The sequence below is a fragment of the Pseudomonas sp. IT-P294 genome, from assembly GCF_949767865.1.
Classification (GTDB): domain Bacteria; phylum Pseudomonadota; class Gammaproteobacteria; order Pseudomonadales; family Pseudomonadaceae; genus Aquipseudomonas.
In genome coordinates, this window is record NZ_CATKQW010000058.1 from 269851 (window position 1) to 288334 (window position 18484).

At 60.4% G+C, this 18484-nt stretch carries 19 protein-coding genes; 8 read left to right on the forward strand and 11 right to left on the reverse strand.

The window, feature by feature from the left end:
- Positions 1 to 48 precede the first annotated feature (48 nt).
- Positions 49 to 513 (reverse strand): glycine zipper 2TM domain-containing protein, encoded by a 465-nt coding sequence (locus tag ACM6I0_RS30125; protein WP_285430225.1) that lies wholly within the window; start codon positions 511 to 513, stop codon positions 49 to 51.
- 166 nt (positions 514 to 679) lie between these two features.
- Here ACM6I0_RS30125 and ACM6I0_RS30130 point away from each other — a divergent pair, with 166 nt between their 5' ends.
- A complete protein-coding gene (locus tag ACM6I0_RS30130; RefSeq protein WP_285430227.1) occupies positions 680 to 916 on the forward strand; it encodes a hypothetical protein in 237 nt (78 codons plus the stop codon).
- A 5-nt stretch (positions 917 to 921) separates the two neighbouring features.
- Here the strand turns inward: ACM6I0_RS30130 and pdxH are convergent, their stop codons facing one another.
- From pdxH to dinG, 5 genes are all read right to left on the reverse strand, one after another.
- On the reverse strand, positions 922 to 1569 hold the full coding sequence (gene pdxH, locus ACM6I0_RS30135) for a pyridoxamine 5'-phosphate oxidase (RefSeq protein ID WP_414923972.1): 648 nt from the start codon (positions 1567 to 1569) through the stop codon (positions 922 to 924).
- 24 nt (positions 1570 to 1593) lie between these two features.
- Complete coding sequence (locus tag ACM6I0_RS30140) at positions 1594 to 2700, reverse strand: OmpA family protein (protein ID WP_285430230.1); 1107 nt, start codon at positions 2698 to 2700, stop codon at positions 1594 to 1596.
- Between the two features lie 114 nt (positions 2701 to 2814).
- On the reverse strand, positions 2815 to 3960 hold the full coding sequence (locus ACM6I0_RS30145; RefSeq protein ID WP_414923973.1) for a serine hydrolase domain-containing protein: 1146 nt from the start codon (positions 3958 to 3960) through the stop codon (positions 2815 to 2817).
- 162 nt (positions 3961 to 4122) lie between these two features.
- Positions 4123 to 6633, reverse strand: coding sequence for a beta-agarase (locus ACM6I0_RS30150; protein WP_414923974.1), 2511 nt, complete (start codon positions 6631 to 6633; stop codon positions 4123 to 4125).
- 95 nt (positions 6634 to 6728) lie between these two features.
- Positions 6729 to 8873 carry an ATP-dependent DNA helicase DinG gene (dinG, locus tag ACM6I0_RS30155; RefSeq protein ID WP_222590044.1) on the reverse strand — a complete coding sequence of 715 codons (2145 nt, stop codon included), beginning with the start codon at positions 8871 to 8873 and terminating at the stop codon, positions 6729 to 6731.
- Positions 8874 to 8972: 99 nt separating this feature from the next.
- Between dinG and ACM6I0_RS30160 the strand changes: the two genes are divergently transcribed.
- Entirely contained in the window at positions 8973 to 9437 is a 465-nt protein-coding gene (locus tag ACM6I0_RS30160; protein WP_285430234.1) for a CopD family protein, read from the forward strand.
- A gap of 112 nt (positions 9438 to 9549) precedes the next feature.
- Here the strand turns inward: ACM6I0_RS30160 and ACM6I0_RS30165 are convergent, their stop codons facing one another.
- The 4 genes from ACM6I0_RS30165 to ACM6I0_RS30180 all read right to left on the reverse strand — a co-directional run bounded on the left by ACM6I0_RS30165 (position 9550) and on the right by ACM6I0_RS30180 (position 12233).
- The gene (locus ACM6I0_RS30165; protein WP_285430236.1) at positions 9550 to 10308 is read right to left on the reverse strand and encodes a collagen-like protein; all 759 of its coding nucleotides are present in this window, start codon (positions 10306 to 10308) and stop codon (positions 9550 to 9552) included.
- Positions 10301 to 10579, reverse strand: a complete 279-nt coding sequence (locus ACM6I0_RS30170; RefSeq protein ID WP_090180862.1) for a DUF1145 domain-containing protein — start codon at positions 10577 to 10579, stop codon at positions 10301 to 10303. The genes ACM6I0_RS30165 and ACM6I0_RS30170 overlap by 8 nt, the downstream gene beginning before the upstream one ends.
- A gap of 148 nt (positions 10580 to 10727) precedes the next feature.
- Positions 10728 to 11447 carry an OmpA family protein gene (locus ACM6I0_RS30175; protein ID WP_414923975.1) on the reverse strand — a complete coding sequence of 240 codons (720 nt, stop codon included), beginning with the start codon at positions 11445 to 11447 and terminating at the stop codon, positions 10728 to 10730.
- 90 nt (positions 11448 to 11537) lie between these two features.
- Positions 11538 to 12233 (reverse strand): OmpA family protein, encoded by a 696-nt coding sequence (locus tag ACM6I0_RS30180; RefSeq protein ID WP_285430238.1) that lies wholly within the window; start codon positions 12231 to 12233, stop codon positions 11538 to 11540.
- A 191-nt stretch (positions 12234 to 12424) separates the two neighbouring features.
- Here ACM6I0_RS30180 and ACM6I0_RS30185 point away from each other — a divergent pair, with 191 nt between their 5' ends.
- From ACM6I0_RS30185 to ACM6I0_RS30200, 4 genes are all read left to right on the forward strand, one after another.
- Positions 12425 to 12922 (forward strand): DUF6231 family protein, encoded by a 498-nt coding sequence (locus tag ACM6I0_RS30185; RefSeq protein WP_414923976.1) that lies wholly within the window; start codon positions 12425 to 12427, stop codon positions 12920 to 12922.
- Between the two features lie 4 nt (positions 12923 to 12926).
- Entirely contained in the window at positions 12927 to 13403 is a 477-nt protein-coding gene (locus tag ACM6I0_RS30190; protein WP_414923977.1) for a YchJ family protein, read from the forward strand.
- A 113-nt stretch (positions 13404 to 13516) separates the two neighbouring features.
- The gene (locus tag ACM6I0_RS30195; RefSeq protein ID WP_285430241.1) at positions 13517 to 14011 is read left to right on the forward strand and encodes an LEA type 2 family protein; all 495 of its coding nucleotides are present in this window, start codon (positions 13517 to 13519) and stop codon (positions 14009 to 14011) included.
- Positions 14008 to 14226: an SEC-C metal-binding domain-containing protein gene (locus ACM6I0_RS30200; protein WP_046046248.1), complete on the forward strand. Its 219-nt coding sequence runs from the start codon at positions 14008 to 14010 to the stop codon at positions 14224 to 14226. The genes ACM6I0_RS30195 and ACM6I0_RS30200 overlap by 4 nt, the downstream gene beginning before the upstream one ends.
- 182 nt (positions 14227 to 14408) lie before the next feature.
- On the opposite strand, the gene ACM6I0_RS30205 is transcribed toward ACM6I0_RS30200, so the two are convergent.
- Positions 14409 to 14966: a cysteine hydrolase family protein gene (locus tag ACM6I0_RS30205; RefSeq protein WP_414923978.1), complete on the reverse strand. Its 558-nt coding sequence runs from the start codon at positions 14964 to 14966 to the stop codon at positions 14409 to 14411.
- Between the two features lie 146 nt (positions 14967 to 15112).
- On the opposite strand from ACM6I0_RS30205, the gene ACM6I0_RS30210 reads away from it, so the two are divergent.
- The gene (locus ACM6I0_RS30210) at positions 15113 to 15757 is read left to right on the forward strand and encodes a glutathione binding-like protein (protein WP_285430245.1); all 645 of its coding nucleotides are present in this window, start codon (positions 15113 to 15115) and stop codon (positions 15755 to 15757) included.
- A 242-nt stretch (positions 15758 to 15999) separates the two neighbouring features.
- Positions 16000 to 18450: a penicillin acylase family protein gene (locus tag ACM6I0_RS30215; protein WP_414923979.1), complete on the forward strand. Its 2451-nt coding sequence runs from the start codon at positions 16000 to 16002 to the stop codon at positions 18448 to 18450.
- Positions 18451 to 18484: the final 34 nt, after the last annotated feature.

The window sequence follows — 18484 nt, forward strand, 5'->3', positions numbered from 1 at the left end:
CCCCGACCAGTCACCTGATCGGGGTTTTCTTTTACCCTTCGTTCCCGCTTAGTGCGAAACGCGGCTAGTCCCATTAACCGTGGCAATCCGCACACGCTCGCCCACACGGAACACTTCGTTTGGCTGAACTTCCTGAACGTAGGCGCGCATGCTGCCATCGTCTTCGCGAACGGTGATTTCGACGCCTTGGGTACGGGTCAGGCCTTCTTCGGCAGCCGAGCCTGCAAGGCCGCCGGCGACGGCGCCGATGACGGCTGCGACGATGCTGCCGCGACCGCCGCCGATGGCGCTACCGCCAACACCACCCACAACAGCGCCTGCAGCGCCGCCGATTGGGGTCTTGGTGCCTTCGATTTTGACCGGACGCAGCGCTTCGATGGTGCCCATGCGAACGGTCTGTACACGACGCGCTTCATCACGGGAGTAGGAGTCACCGGTCAGGCTCGATTGGCAGCCAGTGAGCAACATCGCCATCGTGGAAAAGGAAGCAACCAGCAGAACAGACTTACGCATAGCATCAACTCCAAAGGACAGGTATTCATTAAACTCCGCAGCTTGACGCCTGTCACGGCATCGCCCGGATAAAATTGTTTTCATTCAGGCCCGGTACAGGCGCCTCGGAACTCACCACACAGTAGCGGCAAATTCAAAAAACTGCGCCACTGACCCTAGGATTCTCATGGATTATTTCATCATTGTCGTCACCACTGCGGCCGGTTTGTACTTCCACTGGTGGCTATACGTGCGGATCAAACGCTGGATGGACCGCGACCTGGCGTTGGCCCTGGCGGGTAAAGACGAGAAGAAGCGGGCCTTCATGCTCCAGCAACTGGCAAACGCGCACGCACAGAAAATCAAGCGCAAGGACCTGCCCCAGTGGCTTGAAGCCGCTGCGGCAGGCTATCCCGATCGGTAGACTGTTTAAGGTGCCAGACGTTCAAGCGTCCAGTGGGAGCCTTGCAAGCGGTAGTTGAGGCGATCGTGCAGGCGGCTCGGACGACCCTGCCAGAACTCGATGCGCTCGGGTAGCAAGCGATAACCGCCCCAGTGTTCCGGGCAGTGTGGCTGGGTGTCACTGAAACGTTGCTCGGTGGTCTTGAGCAACGCTTCCAGCTCGGCACGGTCGGCGATCACACGGCTCTGAGGCGATGCCCAGGCACCGAGGCGACTGCCCAGAGGCCTGACCTGGAAATAGGCGTCGGACTCTTCAGGTGTGACCTTCACGACCCGCCCTTCGATGCGCACCTGACGCTCCAGGGTTGGCCAGAAAAAAGTCATGGCGGCGAACGGATTCGCCGCCAGATGCTGGCCCTTGGCACTGTCGTAGTTGGTGAAGAAGGTGAAGCCCTCCTCATCCAGCCCCTTGAGCAGCAGAATGCGACAATGCGGTCGACCGTCCTGATCGACCGTGGCCAGCGTCATGGCGTTGGCCTCCACCGGCGGTTGCTCGGTTTTCACCGCATCGCCAAACCACTGATGGAACAACCCGAACGGCTCGGCCGGGGCTTGCGCCTCGGTCAGGCCATCACGGGTGTAGTCGCGACGCATATCAGCCAGGCCCTGTGTCATGGCGCATTCCTTTTAGTTAACGAATCACTTCTTGTCAGCATCGGCGGCAACGACTTTCTTGTCAGCTGCTGCGGCTTTGGCGGGAGCCGCTTTTTTCGTCGATGTTGCGGTTTTAGCCGGTGCTTTCTTGGCGGAGGCTTTCTTGGCCGGCGCTTTTTTCGCCGCAGGCACAGCAGCCTTCTTCGCCGCTGGCGCCGGGGTGACCGGTGCAACCACTGGCTTGATGGCCGTGGACGCGACCACTGTCAGAGGTGCGGGTGCCGGCATGTTGTACTTGCTCAGCAGCGCGACCATAGTGTTTTGCGGCGATACCAGCAACTCCACGCGACGGTTCAGGGCACGCCCCTCATTGCTGTCGTTGGCTGCACGCGGGGCTTCGCCGCCCATACCGCGCAACATCAAACGATCACGTTGCAGACCGCTGAGACGGAAGATCGCGGCAACGGCTTGTGCGCGCTCCTGGCTCAGTTTCACGTTGTCCGGTGCAGAGCCCGAGGTGTCACTGTGACCGAGCACCAACACGGCAGTTTTCGGATCGACTTCAAGGATTTTCGCGACGCGAGTGAACGGACCGAGGGTCACCGGCAGCAGCATGGCTGGGCGAGCCGGGTTGAACGAGCCTTCTACCGGCGCGGTGACGACCAGCACGTTTTCACGGCGTTCCAGTTGCAGGTTGCTGTCCTTGATGGCCTCGCGCAGGCGCGGCTCATAATCGTCGAGCCAGGCCTGGGTGACTTTAGGGTCTGGCATCGGTACGACTTTGGCAGTCGGTTGTTCTTTGCCACCGAACGGCCACCACCATTTGCCACCCGCATCGGCTTGAGCCTTGGCGACGTCGACAGGCTTGGCTTCAGGTTTCACTTCTGGCTTGGCTGGAGTTTTGACTGCAGTGTCATCAGAGCCGAACGGCCAGTACCAAGGGCTGGCGCTTTCCGTTTTGGCGACCGGTGCAGTAGCGGCAGGCTTCAAGGGAGCCGGCGCTGGAGCCGGGGCGGCAGGGTCTTTTGCGGCGACTTTGTCGGACGAACCGAACGGCCACCAGCTGCTGCCATCCGAATCATTTTTTGGGGTCTGTGCACAACCAGTGATAGCGAAGCAAAGGGCCAAGGCAAGGGTTTTATTGGATGACATTGGATATCCGCAAAATAAAGTAATGAAAAAATCTGACCGAATCGGCCCGCATAACCAGATGATTTGAAACTGAAAAGGCTTTCAGGTTCCGACACTGGAACCTTTGAGCGGGATTTACAGACAAGTGGCCAGTACTCGCACAAGTTTCTGCGCTCGCGGATCCATCAAGACGTACGGCCCTAAGGTATTGGTCACAAAGCCGAAGGCAACATCATGTTCCGGGTCAGCGAAACCGATGGAGCCGCCAGCGCCCGGATGGCCGAATGCCCGTGGCCCGAGGCCATAGGTTGCATTCGGGACATCCGGTTGATCGAGCATGCAACCCAGGCCAAAACGGGTCCGGGTCAACAAAGTCTTGTCTTCGCCGAGGCTGTGTTCGCGAGTCAGCTCATCGAGCATCTCGCTTTCCAGCAGGCTGCCGTCCAGTAGACCGGCGTAGAACCCGGCCAGGCTGCGGGCGTTGCCGTGGCCATTGGCGGCGGGTTGTTGCATGCGCCGCCACTCGGGTTTGTTGGTGCTGGTCATGATCGACGGCGGATTGGTGAAGGCCCGTGTTGTCATGGCCGTCGGTTCGCGCATGGTCACTTGCAGCAGGCGCTGGGCCGCGGCATCGCCGACGTTACCCTTGCCACGTGCGATATGCGCCACGCGATGGAATTCTTCATCGGCCAGGCCGACATGAAAATCCAGCCCCAACGGCTTCGCGACCCGCGCCACGATTGACTCTCCCGGCCCACGACCATCGACACGGCGCAACAGCTCGCCCACCAGCCAGCCGTAAGTGATGGCCGCATAGCCGTGGCCTTCGCCCGGCGTCCACCACGGTTCTTCGGCAGCCAGGGCATCGACCATGGTTTGCCAGTCGTAAAGCGCTTCGGGCGCCAGCAACTCGCGCAACGCCGGCAGACCGGCCTGATGGCAGAGCAATTGTCGCAGGGTCACGGAGGCTTTGCCGGCGGCGGCGAATTCAGGCCAGTAACGCGCAACCGGGGCGTCCAGTTGCAGCTTGCCTTCGGCCACCAGTTGCAGCGCGGTGACGGCGGTGAAGGTCTTGGTGCAGGAGAACAGGTTGGCAATGGTGTCGCTGTGCCAGGCCTCCAGGCCATCCTTGTCGGCGGTCCCGGACCAGAGATCAAGGACGGTTTCGCCACCGACCTTGATGCACAGCGCCGCACCACGTTCCTGAGGATCGTCGAACAGCGCCGCAAAAGCTTCACGCACCGCTTCGAACTGGAGTTCGTAATGACCCTGAATCTGCACCCGCAACGCTCCTGGATTAACGCTATACAAAGTGGTCCGCATTGTTCCAGCCCCCGAGGGTTTTGGGAACAGGGTAAGGCTGGGCGGTCGGTTGCCCATGGAGTGGGCAACCATTGATGTGCCTGTCAGGCCGCAAAGAACGGTAAAGCGATCCAGCAGGACTCAGTGACCGTTGGCCGAATGCCCGCCCGCATGGCCAGCGCCCTGCCCCGCCCCTTTGCCGGCGTCACCTTTTCTGCCGCCCTCGGAATCGTGACTGACTTTATCCGCCTCGGCCTTGGCCTTCTCGGCTTCTTTGCCCAACTGATCGACCATCGCCAGGTTGCTCTTGCGCACGCTGTCGACGAAGCCCTGGAACGGCAGATCGGTGATGCCTACCAGGCCAAAGTGACCGTTCTCGCCATCCAACAGACGACCGGTCACCGGTTGATCGAGGTACTGGAACCAGTGCACCCCGACAATCGACGGCTCGCTCATCGCCTGTTTGAGGAAGTTGGCGTACGCCGGGCCACGGTCTTCTTCCTTCGCCAGTTGCGTCACGCCGCCCCAGAAAGGGCCGCGATCCGCCGAGCCGAAGTTGAATTCGGTGATCAATACCGGTTTGTCGAGGCTGCGCAACCGGGCGAAGTCGTAACCGTCCTGCGGTTGCAGGGTGTACATGTTGAAACTCAACACATCGCAATACTGCGCGCAGGACTCGACGGCTTCAGGGGTGCTGATGGCGAAACGACCGCCCAGCAGCAACTGGTTCGGTGCATGCCACTTGAGCGAATCGGAGATGGTCTTGAAGTAAGTGTCAGCGAAGACCTTCTGGAAATATTTGAAGTCGGCCTCGATTTCCGGGTGATCGGCACTTGGCAGCGGCGCCACGAAGCCCGGGTCTTCCATTAATTCCCAGGCAGGCAAGTCGATGCCCCAGGCTTTGGACAGGCCCGCTTGGTTGCGATACTTGTCGCGCAGTTGCTTGAGGAACGCGCGTTTGGCTGGCACGTCAGTGGTCATTTTCAAGGTGCCGTAAGCCAACGCGTAACGAGACTTGGGGTCGTCGCCGGGACCGGCCCAGGCCAGTTCGTTGTCGGCGAAATAACCGATCAGCCATGGATCGTCGCGATGATCCCGGGCTGCGATGGCCACGGCACGTTCGGTCGCCATGGCGAAGCGCGGATCGAACGGATCGGGCATGCCACCCCACCAGTCGGTGCCGGTGCTGATGCTGGCGTAATCGCCGACGATCGACAGCGGCAAGGTGTATGGCACGCGATCAGCGTTGGCCAGCACCGGGTCGCTCCAGTTACCGATGGTGTTGAAGCCCCAGGCTTGCAGACGGTCCAGCGTATGGTTGGCCCAGCGTTGCTCATCAACCACGGCTTTGCAGGGTTCGGCAGGTTTTTGCTCGGCCGTGTTCGCGGCGCTCGCTTCAACCGCGCTGCTCTTGGCGGCTTCGGCGACACCGGATTCGGTGGTCGAGGGAACGACCGGTGGCTCAACGGCTTTTTCGGCCGTCGCCTCAACCGCTTCAGCCTTGGCGGCTTCAGCGACACCCGCCTTGGTGTCACTGCCTGGCTTGCAAGGTTCGCCATACAGGCGCTGCAAGTTGGCGGCGTAGAAGTCATACCAGCGACCGGCGTTGTAGCTTCGGCCCTGATCAACCCCATTGCCGCCACGGTTGTCGCCTTCACCAAAGTGGCTGGCCAGTGGCTCGCCGGGTTTTGGCAGGGATTCGAACATCCACTCGCGACCCTCGACGTAGGTCTGGTTGATGTCCGGGCTGACCGTATTGACCCCCAGCGAATAGAACGGATGACCTTCAGGGGTCACCAGGTACCAGCGACCGTCACGCTTTTCCGTGCGGAAAAAACCGCTGGCCTTGAACGCAGGGCCTTTGTTCAAGCCGCCGAACTTGTCCAGCGACGATTTCTCGCGCTCGGCGAGCCAGGTTTTGGTTTGTTGCTGTTCTTTGGCAGTAGCGCCTTTAAGTTGCTCGTCACTGCCGACCTTCTCCGGCCATTTGGCCCGGGTCGATTGACCGTAAGCGTCCACCAGACCGCCATAAGCCGCCTTGGTCACGGCGTCACCGTCCTGCACGCCGAAGCGCTCAAGCAGGATGCTTTGGGCCACGTTGGGCTGATCCATCGACAGGGTCACCGAGACCACTTGACTGCGATCCAGATCACCGCTGCTGCTGGCCAACAACACGCGCTGACCGTCAAAAGTCATCGGCATCGGCGGGCCGGCTTTCATGCCCAGGTTCAATGGCGAAAACGGCTGCAGCGGCACCAACAGGGTTTGCGCAGGCCCAGCCGGCAAGTCGACACGACTGATCAGCGTCTTGCCATCGTTGCTCTGGATCTTTACGTACAGGGTCAAGGCCCAGCTCATTGCGCTCTGGACCCGCAAGGTCATGACGCCCGACTGCGACCAGTCCCAGACGCCCGTTTGCGGTGCCAGACGCACATTCGGTTGTGCGACCGGGTTGAAGGTCACCCGACGCAACACTTCACCGTCGGCTGTTTGCTCAGCATTGGACTGCGGCAGGCTGGCATCCTGAGTCGTCACCTGAACTACATCGGCAGGGCGCACAAAGTTGAACAACGTCTGTTGGCCGGCAGGAGCCGCCAGCAAAGGGGTTGCGAACATCAGGGCAAAAACAGCGGGCAACGAACGGCGGATCATAAGAACGAAGTTCTCCCTAACGGCCAACGATGGCCAGTGGAAAAGCGATGGTAGAGAGATAGACAACAGGTTGGGCAAAATTGCCCAGCCCTGTATCAGGAAATTTCACGACGGAATGGCGGCAACGCATTGAGGATCGCTTTGCCGTAACGCTGGGTGACCAGGCGCCTGTCGAGCAAGGTGATGGTGCCGCGGTCTTCTTCGGTACGCAGCAGGCGGCCGCAGGCCTGGACCAGTTTCAGCGAGGCATCCGGCACGGAGATCTCCATGAACGGATTGCCGCCACGGGCTTCGATCCATTCAGCCAGGGCCGCTTCAACCGGATCGTCCGGCACCGAAAACGGAATCTTGGCGATCACCACGTGCTCGCAATAAGCACCGGGCAAGTCGACCCCTTCGGCAAAACTCGCCAGGCCGAACAGCACGCTGGAATCCCCGCCATCGACGCGCGCCTTGTGCTTGTTCAGGGTTTCCTGTTTGGACAAGTTGCCTTGAATGAACACTTGCTTGCGCCAGTCGCGGTCCAGCCCGTCGAACACGTCCTGCATCTGTTTGCGCGAGGAGAACAGTACGAGGGTGCCGCGCGAACCTTCGACCAGTTGCGGCAAATCACGAATGATCGCCGCCGTGTGGGCCGGCGCGTCACGCGGGTCGGCCTTGAGGTCCGGTACCCGCAACACGCCCGCATCGGCGTGATGGAACGGGCTTGGGACCACGGCGGTCACGGCTTTTTTCGGCAGCCCGGCGCGCATGCGGTAGCGGTCGAAAGTGCCCAGCGCGGTCAGGGTCGCGGACGTCACCAAGGCGCCGTAGGCCACGTTCCACAGGTTGCGCCGGAGCATTTCCGCCGCAAGGATCGGGCTGGCGTTAACCTCGATGTCGAACAACGAACCGCTTTCGGCCAGGGTCAGCCAGCGCGCCATGGGTGGGTTGTCTTCCGGGTCTTCGGCGGTGAACGCGACCCACAACTCCCAGTTGCCCGAAGAGCGCGACAACAGGCTGCCGAACAGCGGATACCACTCTTCGGCCTGGTTGCTGGCGATGCCGATGTTGACCTCGCCGTCCATGCCTTCCTTGAGCAGCTCGGTGAGCCGGGTGAACAGGTCGGTCAGACGGGCAAAGCCCTTCTTCAACTCGACGCCCATCTCGCGCATGTGCTCGGGAATCACTCCGCCGACGAATCGGTGACGCGGCCGCTCGCGGCCCTCGACGTCTTCGCCGGGTTTGAAATCAGCGACCTGTTCGCAGGCAGTGAACATGAATTGCTGCTGGGTCTTGATCTCACGGGCCAGTTCCGGCACCTGCTCGATCAACTTGCCCAGATCGCCGGGCAGCGGGTGCTGGGCAAGCAGTTTGGTGAGGTTCTTGGCTGTGGTTTCCAGCCAGTCGGCAGTGGAACGCAGGCGCGTGTAGTGGGCGAAGTGGCCGATGGCCTTGTCCGGCAGGTGATGGCCTTCGTCGAAGACGTAGATGGTGTCGCGCGGATCGGGCAATACCGCGCCGCCGCCGAGCGCCAGGTCGGCCAGGACCATGTCGTGGTTGGTGACGATGACGTCGACCTTGCCCATGCCTTCGCGGGCCTTGTAGAAGGCGCACTGGCCGAAGTTCGGGCAATGACGGTTGGTGCACTGGCTGTGATCGGTCGTCAGGCGCGCCCAGTCGGCGTCCTCGAGGGCTGTCGACCAGCTGTCTCGGTCACCGTCCCATTTATTGCCGGCGAGTTTCTCGATCATGCTGGTGAACAGCTTTTGACTGGCCTCGTCGACTTCGATCTTGAAGCCTTCTTCTTCGAACAACTGCGCCGTGGCGGTTTGTGCGTGGCCTTCCTGGAGCAACATATCGAGCTTGGACAGGCACATGTAGCGCCCGCGCCCCTTGGCCAGTGCGAAGGTGAAGTTCAGCCCGCTGTTACGCATCAGGTCGGGCAGATCCTTGTAGACGATCTGCTCTTGCAGGGCCACGGTTGCCGTGGCGATCACCAGGCGTTTGCCGGCAGCCTTGGCGGTGGGGATCGCCGCCAGGCTGTAGGCCACGGTTTTGCCGGTACCGGTGCCGGCTTCCACCGCGACAATCGCGGGGTCGCCACTGCGCCGGCCTTCATCGTCGGTGTCGATGTCACCGAGGACCTTGGCAATTTCGGCGATCATCAGGCGTTGCCCGTAGCGCGGCTTGAGGCTCTTGGCTTCAAGAAAACGCGAATAGGCGCCCTGGATCGTAGTTTTGAGTTCGGTGCTGATCATGGATTGTCGGGCGCAAAAAACGCTGGATAAATTTTCAGTGGTTCGGTTCGGCGGCTATCATACCTCGCTAATTAATCCCGCGCAGAACGGAGTACCCCAATGACACCTTTTGGCATCGTTTACACCCTGCATGTCCTGTCTGCCCTGGTCTGGGTGGGCGGCATGTTTTTCGCCTGGATGGTCTTGCGGCCCGCGGCAATGAAGGCGTTGGAAGGCCCTGCCCGGTTGAAGCTGTGGGTAGAAGTGTTTCAAGGTTTTTTTCGATGGGTCTGGGTCGCGGTGGTGCTTTTGCCCATCAGCGGAGTGGGCATGATTCATCTGCAGTTCGCCGGGTTTGAGACAGCGCCAAGGTATGTGCAGGTGATGATGGGGTTGTACGTGGTGATGACGGCGCTGTTCATCCGGATTCAGGCGTTGCTGTTGCCGCAATTGCGTACGGCGGTCGTGGCGCAGGACTGGCCGGCCGGAGCAGCGACGCTGGGGCAGATTCGCAAACTGGTGGGGATCAATCTGATCGTCGGGCTGGCGTTGGTGGCGATCGCGGCCGCGCGCCCCATGTTTTGATGATCGTTCCGATGCTCCGCGTGGGAATGCCTCAAGGGACGCTCCGCGTCCAGTGACGCGGAGCGTCACTGGCTGAATTCCCACGCAGAGCGTGGGAACTATCGGCCAGCGCTTACAACCGCTGAACCGTCACAGAACCCGCCGCGCCAGCAGGCCCCGGTTGACCATCGACGCCTGGACGCCCGCTCTTGCCGCCATCGGCCTTGTAAACGAAGCAGCCCTTGGCCTTGCCGCCAGCGCCCGGCTTGCCGCCGGGACCGGCGAGGCCACCGGCGCCGCCAGCCACCTCAACCTTGATCTGTGGCGCCGGGTAGTCACGCGGCACCTCCAATCTGACCAACGCTCCCGGCGCTCCAGGCTGGCCATCACTGCCATCGCTGCCATCGGCACCGCGACCTGCCTGGCCCCAGGTGCATCCCGGTGCCTCGCCGTTGGCGCCATCGAGGCCAACAAACCCTGGCGCGCCCGCACCACCGCGAGCATCCACCGACAGGAGCGACGCATTCAGCGCCTTGATCTGCAAATTCAGGTTACGGCCAGCGCGGGCAGCCTTGAGGTACGTCCCCGGCGCGCCACGCGCAGTGATCTGGCTGCCCTCAGACAGCTCGGCACGACTGACTTTCAATTCCAGCGCCTGCTCACTGGGCACGATAGCGATCCGCGCTTCACGCCCCAGATGCAAATCGCCGACCGTCAATTCGGTCACGTTCGAAGGGATCAGCAAGGTGCCGTAATCGGCGACTTCCAGACGCTCCAACTGCAAGGTGCTGGCGGTGTTGGGCAAGCGCATCAGCGAGTTGGTCTGGACACTGACCACCTGAGCGCAGGCCAATGGACTGATGAGAGCGGCGAGCAGACAGAGTTTACGCATGGGAAGCCTTCGATGCGGTCGGAGCCGGGAGGGTTTGCAGGTGGAATACGCCGAAAAACAGGATCTGCAGGCGATCGCCCCAAGGATGAGCGCGCCCCCTGAGGCTGCGGTAACAGAACACCGCCTCAAGTAGATGCAGGCCCGCCAACAGACCGCCGGCCAGATTGACCAACAGGTGCAGCGGATTGACAAACGGCGTCAGCAGATTGACCAGCACCACCAGCCAGAACAGCAGGGTCAATAACTTCCCCAGGCCCCAAAACACCTTCATACGCTCCCCCGTTGAGAATTATTATTTGCACGCACAGTAACGGCTTCCGCGAGGAATACGCCAGAGGGCAACGGAAAATTCTTCATGAAGGCCGCCGAATGGCCGTCGGATCAACTGTCGTTGTCACCCGACGGCTCTATTTCGGGGCTTAGCGATTAATGTGCAACTCCACGCGACGGTTTTTCGCACGCCCTTCATCAGTACCATTATCGGCCACCGGCTGGCTTTTGCCCTTGCCTTCACTGGTGAGTTTGTTCGGGTCCAGGCCCTGGCTCAACAGATAGGCCGCCACGCTGCTGGCCCGGCGTTCCGAGAGTGCCTGGTTATAGGTATCCGAACCCACGCTGTCGGTATGACCGATTACCTTGATGCTCACGACATCGGCACCTTGCAGCTTGCTCATCAGCGCATCCAGTTCGCTGCGCGCGGCGGGGGTCAATTCGGACTGATTGAACGCAAACAGGACGTCGCCCGCATCGCTGAGGGTGATGACTTCCGATTGAGCAGGTTCGGCAGGTTTCACGCTGGCCGGATACTGCGGCAGCGGACAACCGTGATGGTCGACGGGCGTATTGGCTGGCGTATCGGGGCAACGATCACGCCGATCGAAGACACCATCACCGTCCTCGTCGCCATCCTGGGCGTAACAGATCAAGCCACCGGTGAAGATCCCGAGCGCCGCACCACCGCCTGCCCAGCCGCCACTTTCAAGCGCGCCCAATCCTCCGCCGACCAGTCCGCCAATGACGCTGCAGATCGGCCAGGTACGTTGATTAAGGGGGGCGGTGCCATCGCTGTGAGTTGCGCAACCGGTCAACAGGCTACCAAGTAGTAGAACCGGCAAGACGGTCCGTGTGAGAACGCTCATATTGAAAGCTCCTGTGTCACCGGTCCATACCGGTTACACAGGAGTAAAGACCCGCATCCGCGACTGCACAAGCCGCGGAGCGGAAGGGGCCTAGCGGTCGATTTTGATTTCCGTGCGACGGTTCATGGCGCGGCCGTCAGCCGTTTTGTTATCGGCCACCGGCTGGCTTTCACCGGCACCGGTTACCGATACGAAGCTGCTACGTGGCACGCCTTGCTGGATGAGGTATTCAACCACCGAGTGAGCACGCTTATCCGACAGTTTTTGGTTGTAGGCATCGCTGCCCACGCTGTCGGTATGGCCGGTCACGGTCAATCTGGCGGTAGGCGCCTCTTGTTTCAGGCGGGTGGCGATTTTGTCGAGGACTTGTTTATCGGAAGGCGTGAGCGTGGCTTTGTCGAACTGGAAGTGAACATCGCGGATGACAATGACTTCTTCCTTGACCACCACCGCCTCTTCGACCACAGGTGCAGGCGCCGGTGGAGGGCAGCCGTTGGCATCGACCTTCACGCCACGAGGAGTGCCCGGGCACTTGTCGCGGCTATCCGGCACACCATCGCCGTCTTCGTCGCCATCACCGTGAACCCAGCAATAGGCTGCTGCCGTGCCACCGACCAGCAGTGCACCATACCCTGCCCATGCCGAGCTCTCGGTCGCGCCGAGACCAGCACCCACGACACCCCCGACCGCCGCACAGGTCGGCCAGTCGGTTTTCTGCAAACCTGCGCAACCAGTTAACACACTGGTTAGCAGAACCAAGGGTAATGCTGTCCGAACTATGCTCATCTAGTTTTCTCCTGAGGGATCGGCTTAGAACCGATTCAGGGAGTAAAGACCGGAGTTTTAATCTCCGCCAGCAATAGGCCATTGCTCTTTTCTCCCCGCGTTCACGTCAGATGAAAGCTTTTAGAGCAAACCCGCTCTAGGCCCGGACGTTTGGGCAGGCTAGTCTTGGCGACTCTGATTGAGGATCTTCGATGATTGCAGGTATTTCTTCGCGCACGCCCCAGCAGGCGTTGGCCGCTTTGCTTGATCGTTACGCCCCTGAGCGTCTGTTGTTGATTGGCGCCAGCGAATTCCCCGCCCTGGAAGCCTTCAAACTGGCGCACCCGGACAGTTGCGTCGCGCACGCCACGCCAGGACCGTTGCCGACCGAGTTGGCGGCGCGACGGTTTGATCTGGCGCTGGTGGTCGATTGCCTCGAACACTTGCCCAAGCGTGATGGTCTGAACTTGTTGGGCGGGATCCGTAACCTCAACGCCAGCCGCATTGCAGTACTGGCGGATTTGCCGGCCAGTGGCTGGCAGGAGACGGACTTTTTTTCCCTGGCCCTGCAAGCCAGCGAACGCTTCCAGCGCGACGATCAAGTGTTGACGCTGTTTACTTACGATCTGCTTGACTACAAACAGGTGCCCGACTGGCTCAATTCAAGGTTCTGGGCCAATCCGGAAAACTTCGGGAAATACTGGTGGTAACGCAATGAGTACATCCATTTGCCCTTGCGGCAGCGGCACCCTGCTCGATGCCTGCTGCGGCCATTACCATGCCGGGCATCCGGCGCCGTGTGCCGAAGCCTTGATGCGCTCGCGCTACAGCGCCTATGTGCTGGGGCTGATCGACTATCTGGTGGCGACCACCCTGCCCGCGCAGCAAGCAGGCCTGGATCGCAAATCCATCAGTGACTGGAGCGCGCAAAGCACCTGGCTGGGACTTGAGGTGGAAAGCTCCGAGGTATTCGGCGGCCAGCCGGAACATGCGTTCGTTACTTTCACCGCGCGCTGGCATGACGGCACCGGCGAACACAGCCATCGCGAGCGCTCTTCGTTCGTGCAGAACGCCGGCCATTGGTACTTCATCGACCCCACCGTGCCACTCAAGACCGGGCGTAATGATGCCTGTCCGTGCGCCAGCGGGCAGAAATTCAAGAAGTGTTGCGCAGGGTATTTCGGCGCGTGAGGTGAGTTCAAAGGATCGCAGCAGATCGACAGAGCTGCGCCGCCCCCATTCAGCAGCGGTGAAAGGTAGTGATCTTTTACGTCTAGACTGGGGTTCAAGGGAGAAATACCGCCATGATCACCCAGCGACTCGCACGCTATCTGTTCACCTTGTTTCTGTTGTCAGGACTCAGCGGCTGCGCGTCGTGGTTCGGCAACGATGAGCCGGACCCGCAAGTGCATCTGGTTCAGGTCGAAGTTGTGCGAGCCAAGCTGATGGAGCAGAAATTCATCCTGCACTTTCGCGTCGACAATCCCAACGACAGCGACCTGACTGTGCGTAGCCTTGAGTACCGCATTCACTTGGGCGACATGCTACTGACCGAAGGCGAACACGAACACTGGTTCACGGTCGGGCCCAAACACAGCGCTTATTTCAAAGTGCCGATCCGCACCAACCTGTGGCCCAAGGTCCGGGATCTGGTGAAAATGCTGAAAAAACCCGATCAACCCATCCCCTATCGTCTGGAAGGTGAACTGGAAACCGGCTTATTCATCGCGCACTACGTGCACCTGGCGCGCAATGGCGTGATAATCCCCGCCGATTTAATTCCGGAGAAAACCCGATGACCCAGCAACCCCATGTCCATGGCCCTGACTGCAACCACGATCATGACCATCATGACCATCACGACCACCATGATCATGACCATGGCCATGTCCACGGCCCGAACTGCGGCCACGCTCACCAGGAGCCGGTGCGCAACGCTCTGAAAGACGTCGGCCGCAACGACCCTTGCCCTTGCGGCAACGGCAAGAAATTCAAGAAGTGCCACGGCGCGTAATGCTTGGGGCGAAAATCTTTTTCGCCTGTTGAATCGCTATCGCGGGCAAGCCCGCTCCCACACTGGTTCTGTGAACGACGAAGATCCCTGTGGGAGCGACCTTGCTCGCGATGACGTCGGCAGACTCACTATCTAGGCGCCAGTTACACCGCATTCGCCACCCGCCTCTCTCCCAGAGGTTTTCAGTCAGCCATCAAAATCTGCGTGCTGCTGACAACCGTCGCATACTCCCCGTGCAAATTCCCCAGCGACATCGCATGCACGTCCTCGGCTGAACGCAGCTGGCCAAAATAATCCGCCTTGTCGAACGTGAAGCACGCATCCTCCGCCACCCAAGCGTCAAACCCCAGGTTACCGGCCGTTCGCGCCGTGGATTCGACCGAGTTGTTGGTCGCAACTCCGACCATCACCAACTGATCGATCCCCGCCTCGCGCAAACTCGCTGCAAGCCCGGTGGCACAAAACGCATCCGGCACCTGCTTCTGAATCAGTTGCTCGCCAGTCTGTGGGGCGAACCGCTCCTGAAACTCCACGCCCGATTGCTCAGGCCAGAACACGGAATCCGGTGAACGGGACAGGTGCTGCACATGAATCACCGGGCGCCCAGTGCGCCGCCAATACGCGAGCAAATCCAGAATTCGTTCCTCAGCCTGAAGATTATTTCGACGACCCAATCTGGGGTGCAGGATGCCTTTTTGCTGGTCGATGATGATTAACGCTGCGTTGGTCTTGAGCTCCATGCCGACTTTTCTCACACAAGGTCATTGAATTTCACGCACTTGAGCATCACCTCCTCCTACAGGCAAGCCCTCGAACGCAAACAGGACGACCTGATGCCCGCGGTCGCTGTCCGACCTTAATGACGTCTCTTTATTTGGAGTACTGCATGATCGACCTGTATTACTGGACTACCCCCAACGGCCACAAAATCTCGATTTTCCTGGAAGAAGCCGGCCTGCCGTACAACGTGCACCCGATCAACATCAGCCAGAATGAACAGTTCCAGCCGCACTTTCTTAAAATCTCCCCGAATAACCGGATCCCGGCCATCGTCGACCATGAGCCAGTCGATGGCGGAGAGCCATTGTCGGTGTTTGAATCGGGAGCGATTTTGCTCTACCTGGCAGAGAAAACCGGTCAGTTCCTGCCCAAAGACCTGCGTGGCCGCCAGCAAGCGCTGCAGTGGTTGTTCTGGCAAATGGGCGGCCTGGGGCCGATGGCCGGGCAAAACCATCATTTCAGCCAGTTCGCGCCGGAGAAAATCCCCTACGCGATCAAGCGCTACATCGATGAAACCGCTCGCCTGTACGGAGTTCTGGACAAGCAATTGGCAAGCAATGAGTTTGTCGCCGGCAGCGAATACAGCATTGCCGACATGGCGATCTACCCCTGGATTGTTTCCCACAAGTGGCAGAGCCAGAACCTGGAAGATTTCCCGAATGTGTTGCGCTGGTTCAACCACATCCAGAATCGTCCGGCGACGGTGAAGGCGTATGCGCTGGCGGCCAAGGTCAACCCGCCAAAACCCTGAGCCAGGATCGTTCCCTCGCTTTGAAGATCGTTCCCACGCTCTGCGTGAGAATGCAGCTCGGGAAGCTCCGCGTCCCATCACAAGCCGAACGCGGAGCGTCCATTGAGGCATTCCCACGCAGAGCGTGGGAACGATCATGGACAGACAAATCCTGAAATAACCCGACACCCCGCTTGCGCGGTCCCCTCCTGCTCACTAACGTAGCGGCTTTATTGCGCCTCTACCCCCGCAGGAGCTTTGCCATGGCCTCGCCAGCCCTTACACATTTCATTCCCCGGTTCGGCGTTGCCGCAGCAGTAGCCAGTGTTTTGAGCCTGACCGGTTGTCAGACCTGGAACACTCAGGACACCCTCCCGCCAACCACTGGCGTGCAACCGCTCAAGGGCCTGGCGCAGAACGTCTCGGTGCGCCGCAATGCCATGGGCATGCCGCTGATCGAAAGCAACAGCTTTCATGACGCGCTATTCAGCCTCGGTTACGTCCACGCCAGCGACCGCATCACGCAGATGGTCACCTTGCGCCTGCTGGCCGAAGGCCGTCTGGCAGAAATGTCCGGTGCCGACCTGCTCGATGCCGACCGCTACATGCGCGCCGTCAATCTGAAGAAAAGCGCCGGTGAGTTGTACAAGGCGTCTTCTCCGCGCCTGAAACGCTTCTTTGAAGTCTATGCTCGTGGTGTCAACGCCTACCTGTTCCGCTACCGCGACAAGCTGCCAGCCGACCTCGCTGCCACGGGCTACAAGCCTGAGTACTGGAAACCGGAAGACTCGGCGCTGATTTTCTGCCTGCTGAATTTCAGCCAGTCCGCCAACCTGCCAGAAGAAATTGCCTCGCTGGTGCTGGCCCAGACGGTCACCACCGACAAGCTCCCGTGGCTGACGCCATCGGCGCCCGATGAAAAACTGCCGGTCGCCGAAGCCGAAAAACTTCAGGGCATCAAACTCAATGGCGCCATTCCAGGGCTGACCGAGATCAGTAAAGCCACTGGCCAACTGTCTGACCTGAACCTGCTGGGCGCCACCTCATCGAACAACTGGGCCATCGGTCCGCAACGCAGCCGCAGTGGCAAAAGCCTGCTGGCCAGCGACATTGATGGCCCGCTGGGCGTGCCATCATTGTTCAGCTACGTGCAGATTCGTGCCCCCAAATACCAGGCTTCCGGCGTGACTGTTGCCGGTTTGCCAATGGTTCTCGGCGGTTTCAACGGCAAAGTGGCATGGAGCATGACGGCGGTCATGGGCGACAACCAGGACCTGTTCCTGGAAAAAATCAAACGTCAGGGCAATGGCCTCACCTATGAGGTCAACGGCAAATGGCAGCCAGTGGTCGTGCGAAACGAAACCTACTTCGTCAAAGGCCAGCGGCCGATTCGTGAAGCGGTGTATGAAACCCGCCACGGGCCGTTGCTCAATAGCGCCCAAGGCACGACGCTGGCCAATGGTCTGGGCCTGGCCTTGCAGACGCCAAGCTTCACTGACGACAAGACCCTGGACGCGTTTTTCGACCTGTCCCGCGCCCAAACGGTCGAGAAAGCCTCGGACGCCAGTCGTGAAATCCGCGCCATCGCCCTGAATCTGGTATTCGCCGACGCCAGCAACATCGGCTGGCAGGTCACCGGTCGTTACCCGAACCGTCGCGAAGGCGAAGGCCTGTTGCCATCGCCGGGCTGGGAAGGTCGTTACGACTGGGACGGTTACGCCGACCCGATGCTGCACCCATATGACCAAGACCCGGCCCAAGGCTGGCTCGGCACCGCCAACCAGCGGGTCATTCCCCATGGCTATGGCATGCAGCTGTCCAATTCCTGGTCGGCACCGGAGCGCGGTGAGCGCATGGCCGAACTGGCCGGCGTGGGCAAACACGACACGCGTAGCATGATCGCGATGCAATACGACCAGACCACCACATTCGCCGCCAAACTGAAAAAGATGTTTGAGGCCCCGGGCATGGCCCAGCCGCTCAAACAGGCCATCGAAGCGCTGCCCGTTGCCGATCGCGCCAAGGCGCACGAGGCCTACGCGCGCTTGATGGCGTTTGACGGCAAACTCAGCCCGACCTCCGCCGACGCAGCGATTTACGAACTGTTCCTGCAGGAAAGCGCCAAGCAGATCTTCCTCGACGAACTGGGCCCGCAAACCAGTCCGGCGTGGAAAGCCTTTATAGCCAACGGCAAGTTGTCCTACGCGGCACAGGCCGATCACCTGTTGGGGCGTGAAGACAGCCCTTTCTGGGATGACGTGAGCACGCCGCAAAAAGAAGACAAACCGACCATCCTCGCCCGCAGTCTGGCAGCGGCGATCAGCGCCGGTGACAGTCAACTGGGTGGCGATCACAAAGCCTGGCAATGGGGCAAATTGCATCGCTATGAATGGAAGAATGCCAGCGGCCAGACCGTACGCGGGCCTCTCGCAGCGGGTGGCGATCACACCACGCTGAACACATCGGCGTTCACTTGGGGCCAGGATTTCAACACGACGCTGGCGCCTTCAATGCGCTTTATCGTCGATTTCGCCCAGGCTGAACCGTTGATGGGGCAGAACGGTACGGGGCAATCCGGCAACCCGGCGAGCCCGAACTACCTGAACAGTGTTGATCCTTGGCTCAAGGGCCAATACATGAGCCTGCCGATGCAGCCGCAGAACTACGACAAGGTTTACGGCAGCACACGGTTGACCCTGACGCCCGGAAAATAACCCCTCCCCCTGCCACTGATCGTTCCCATGCTCC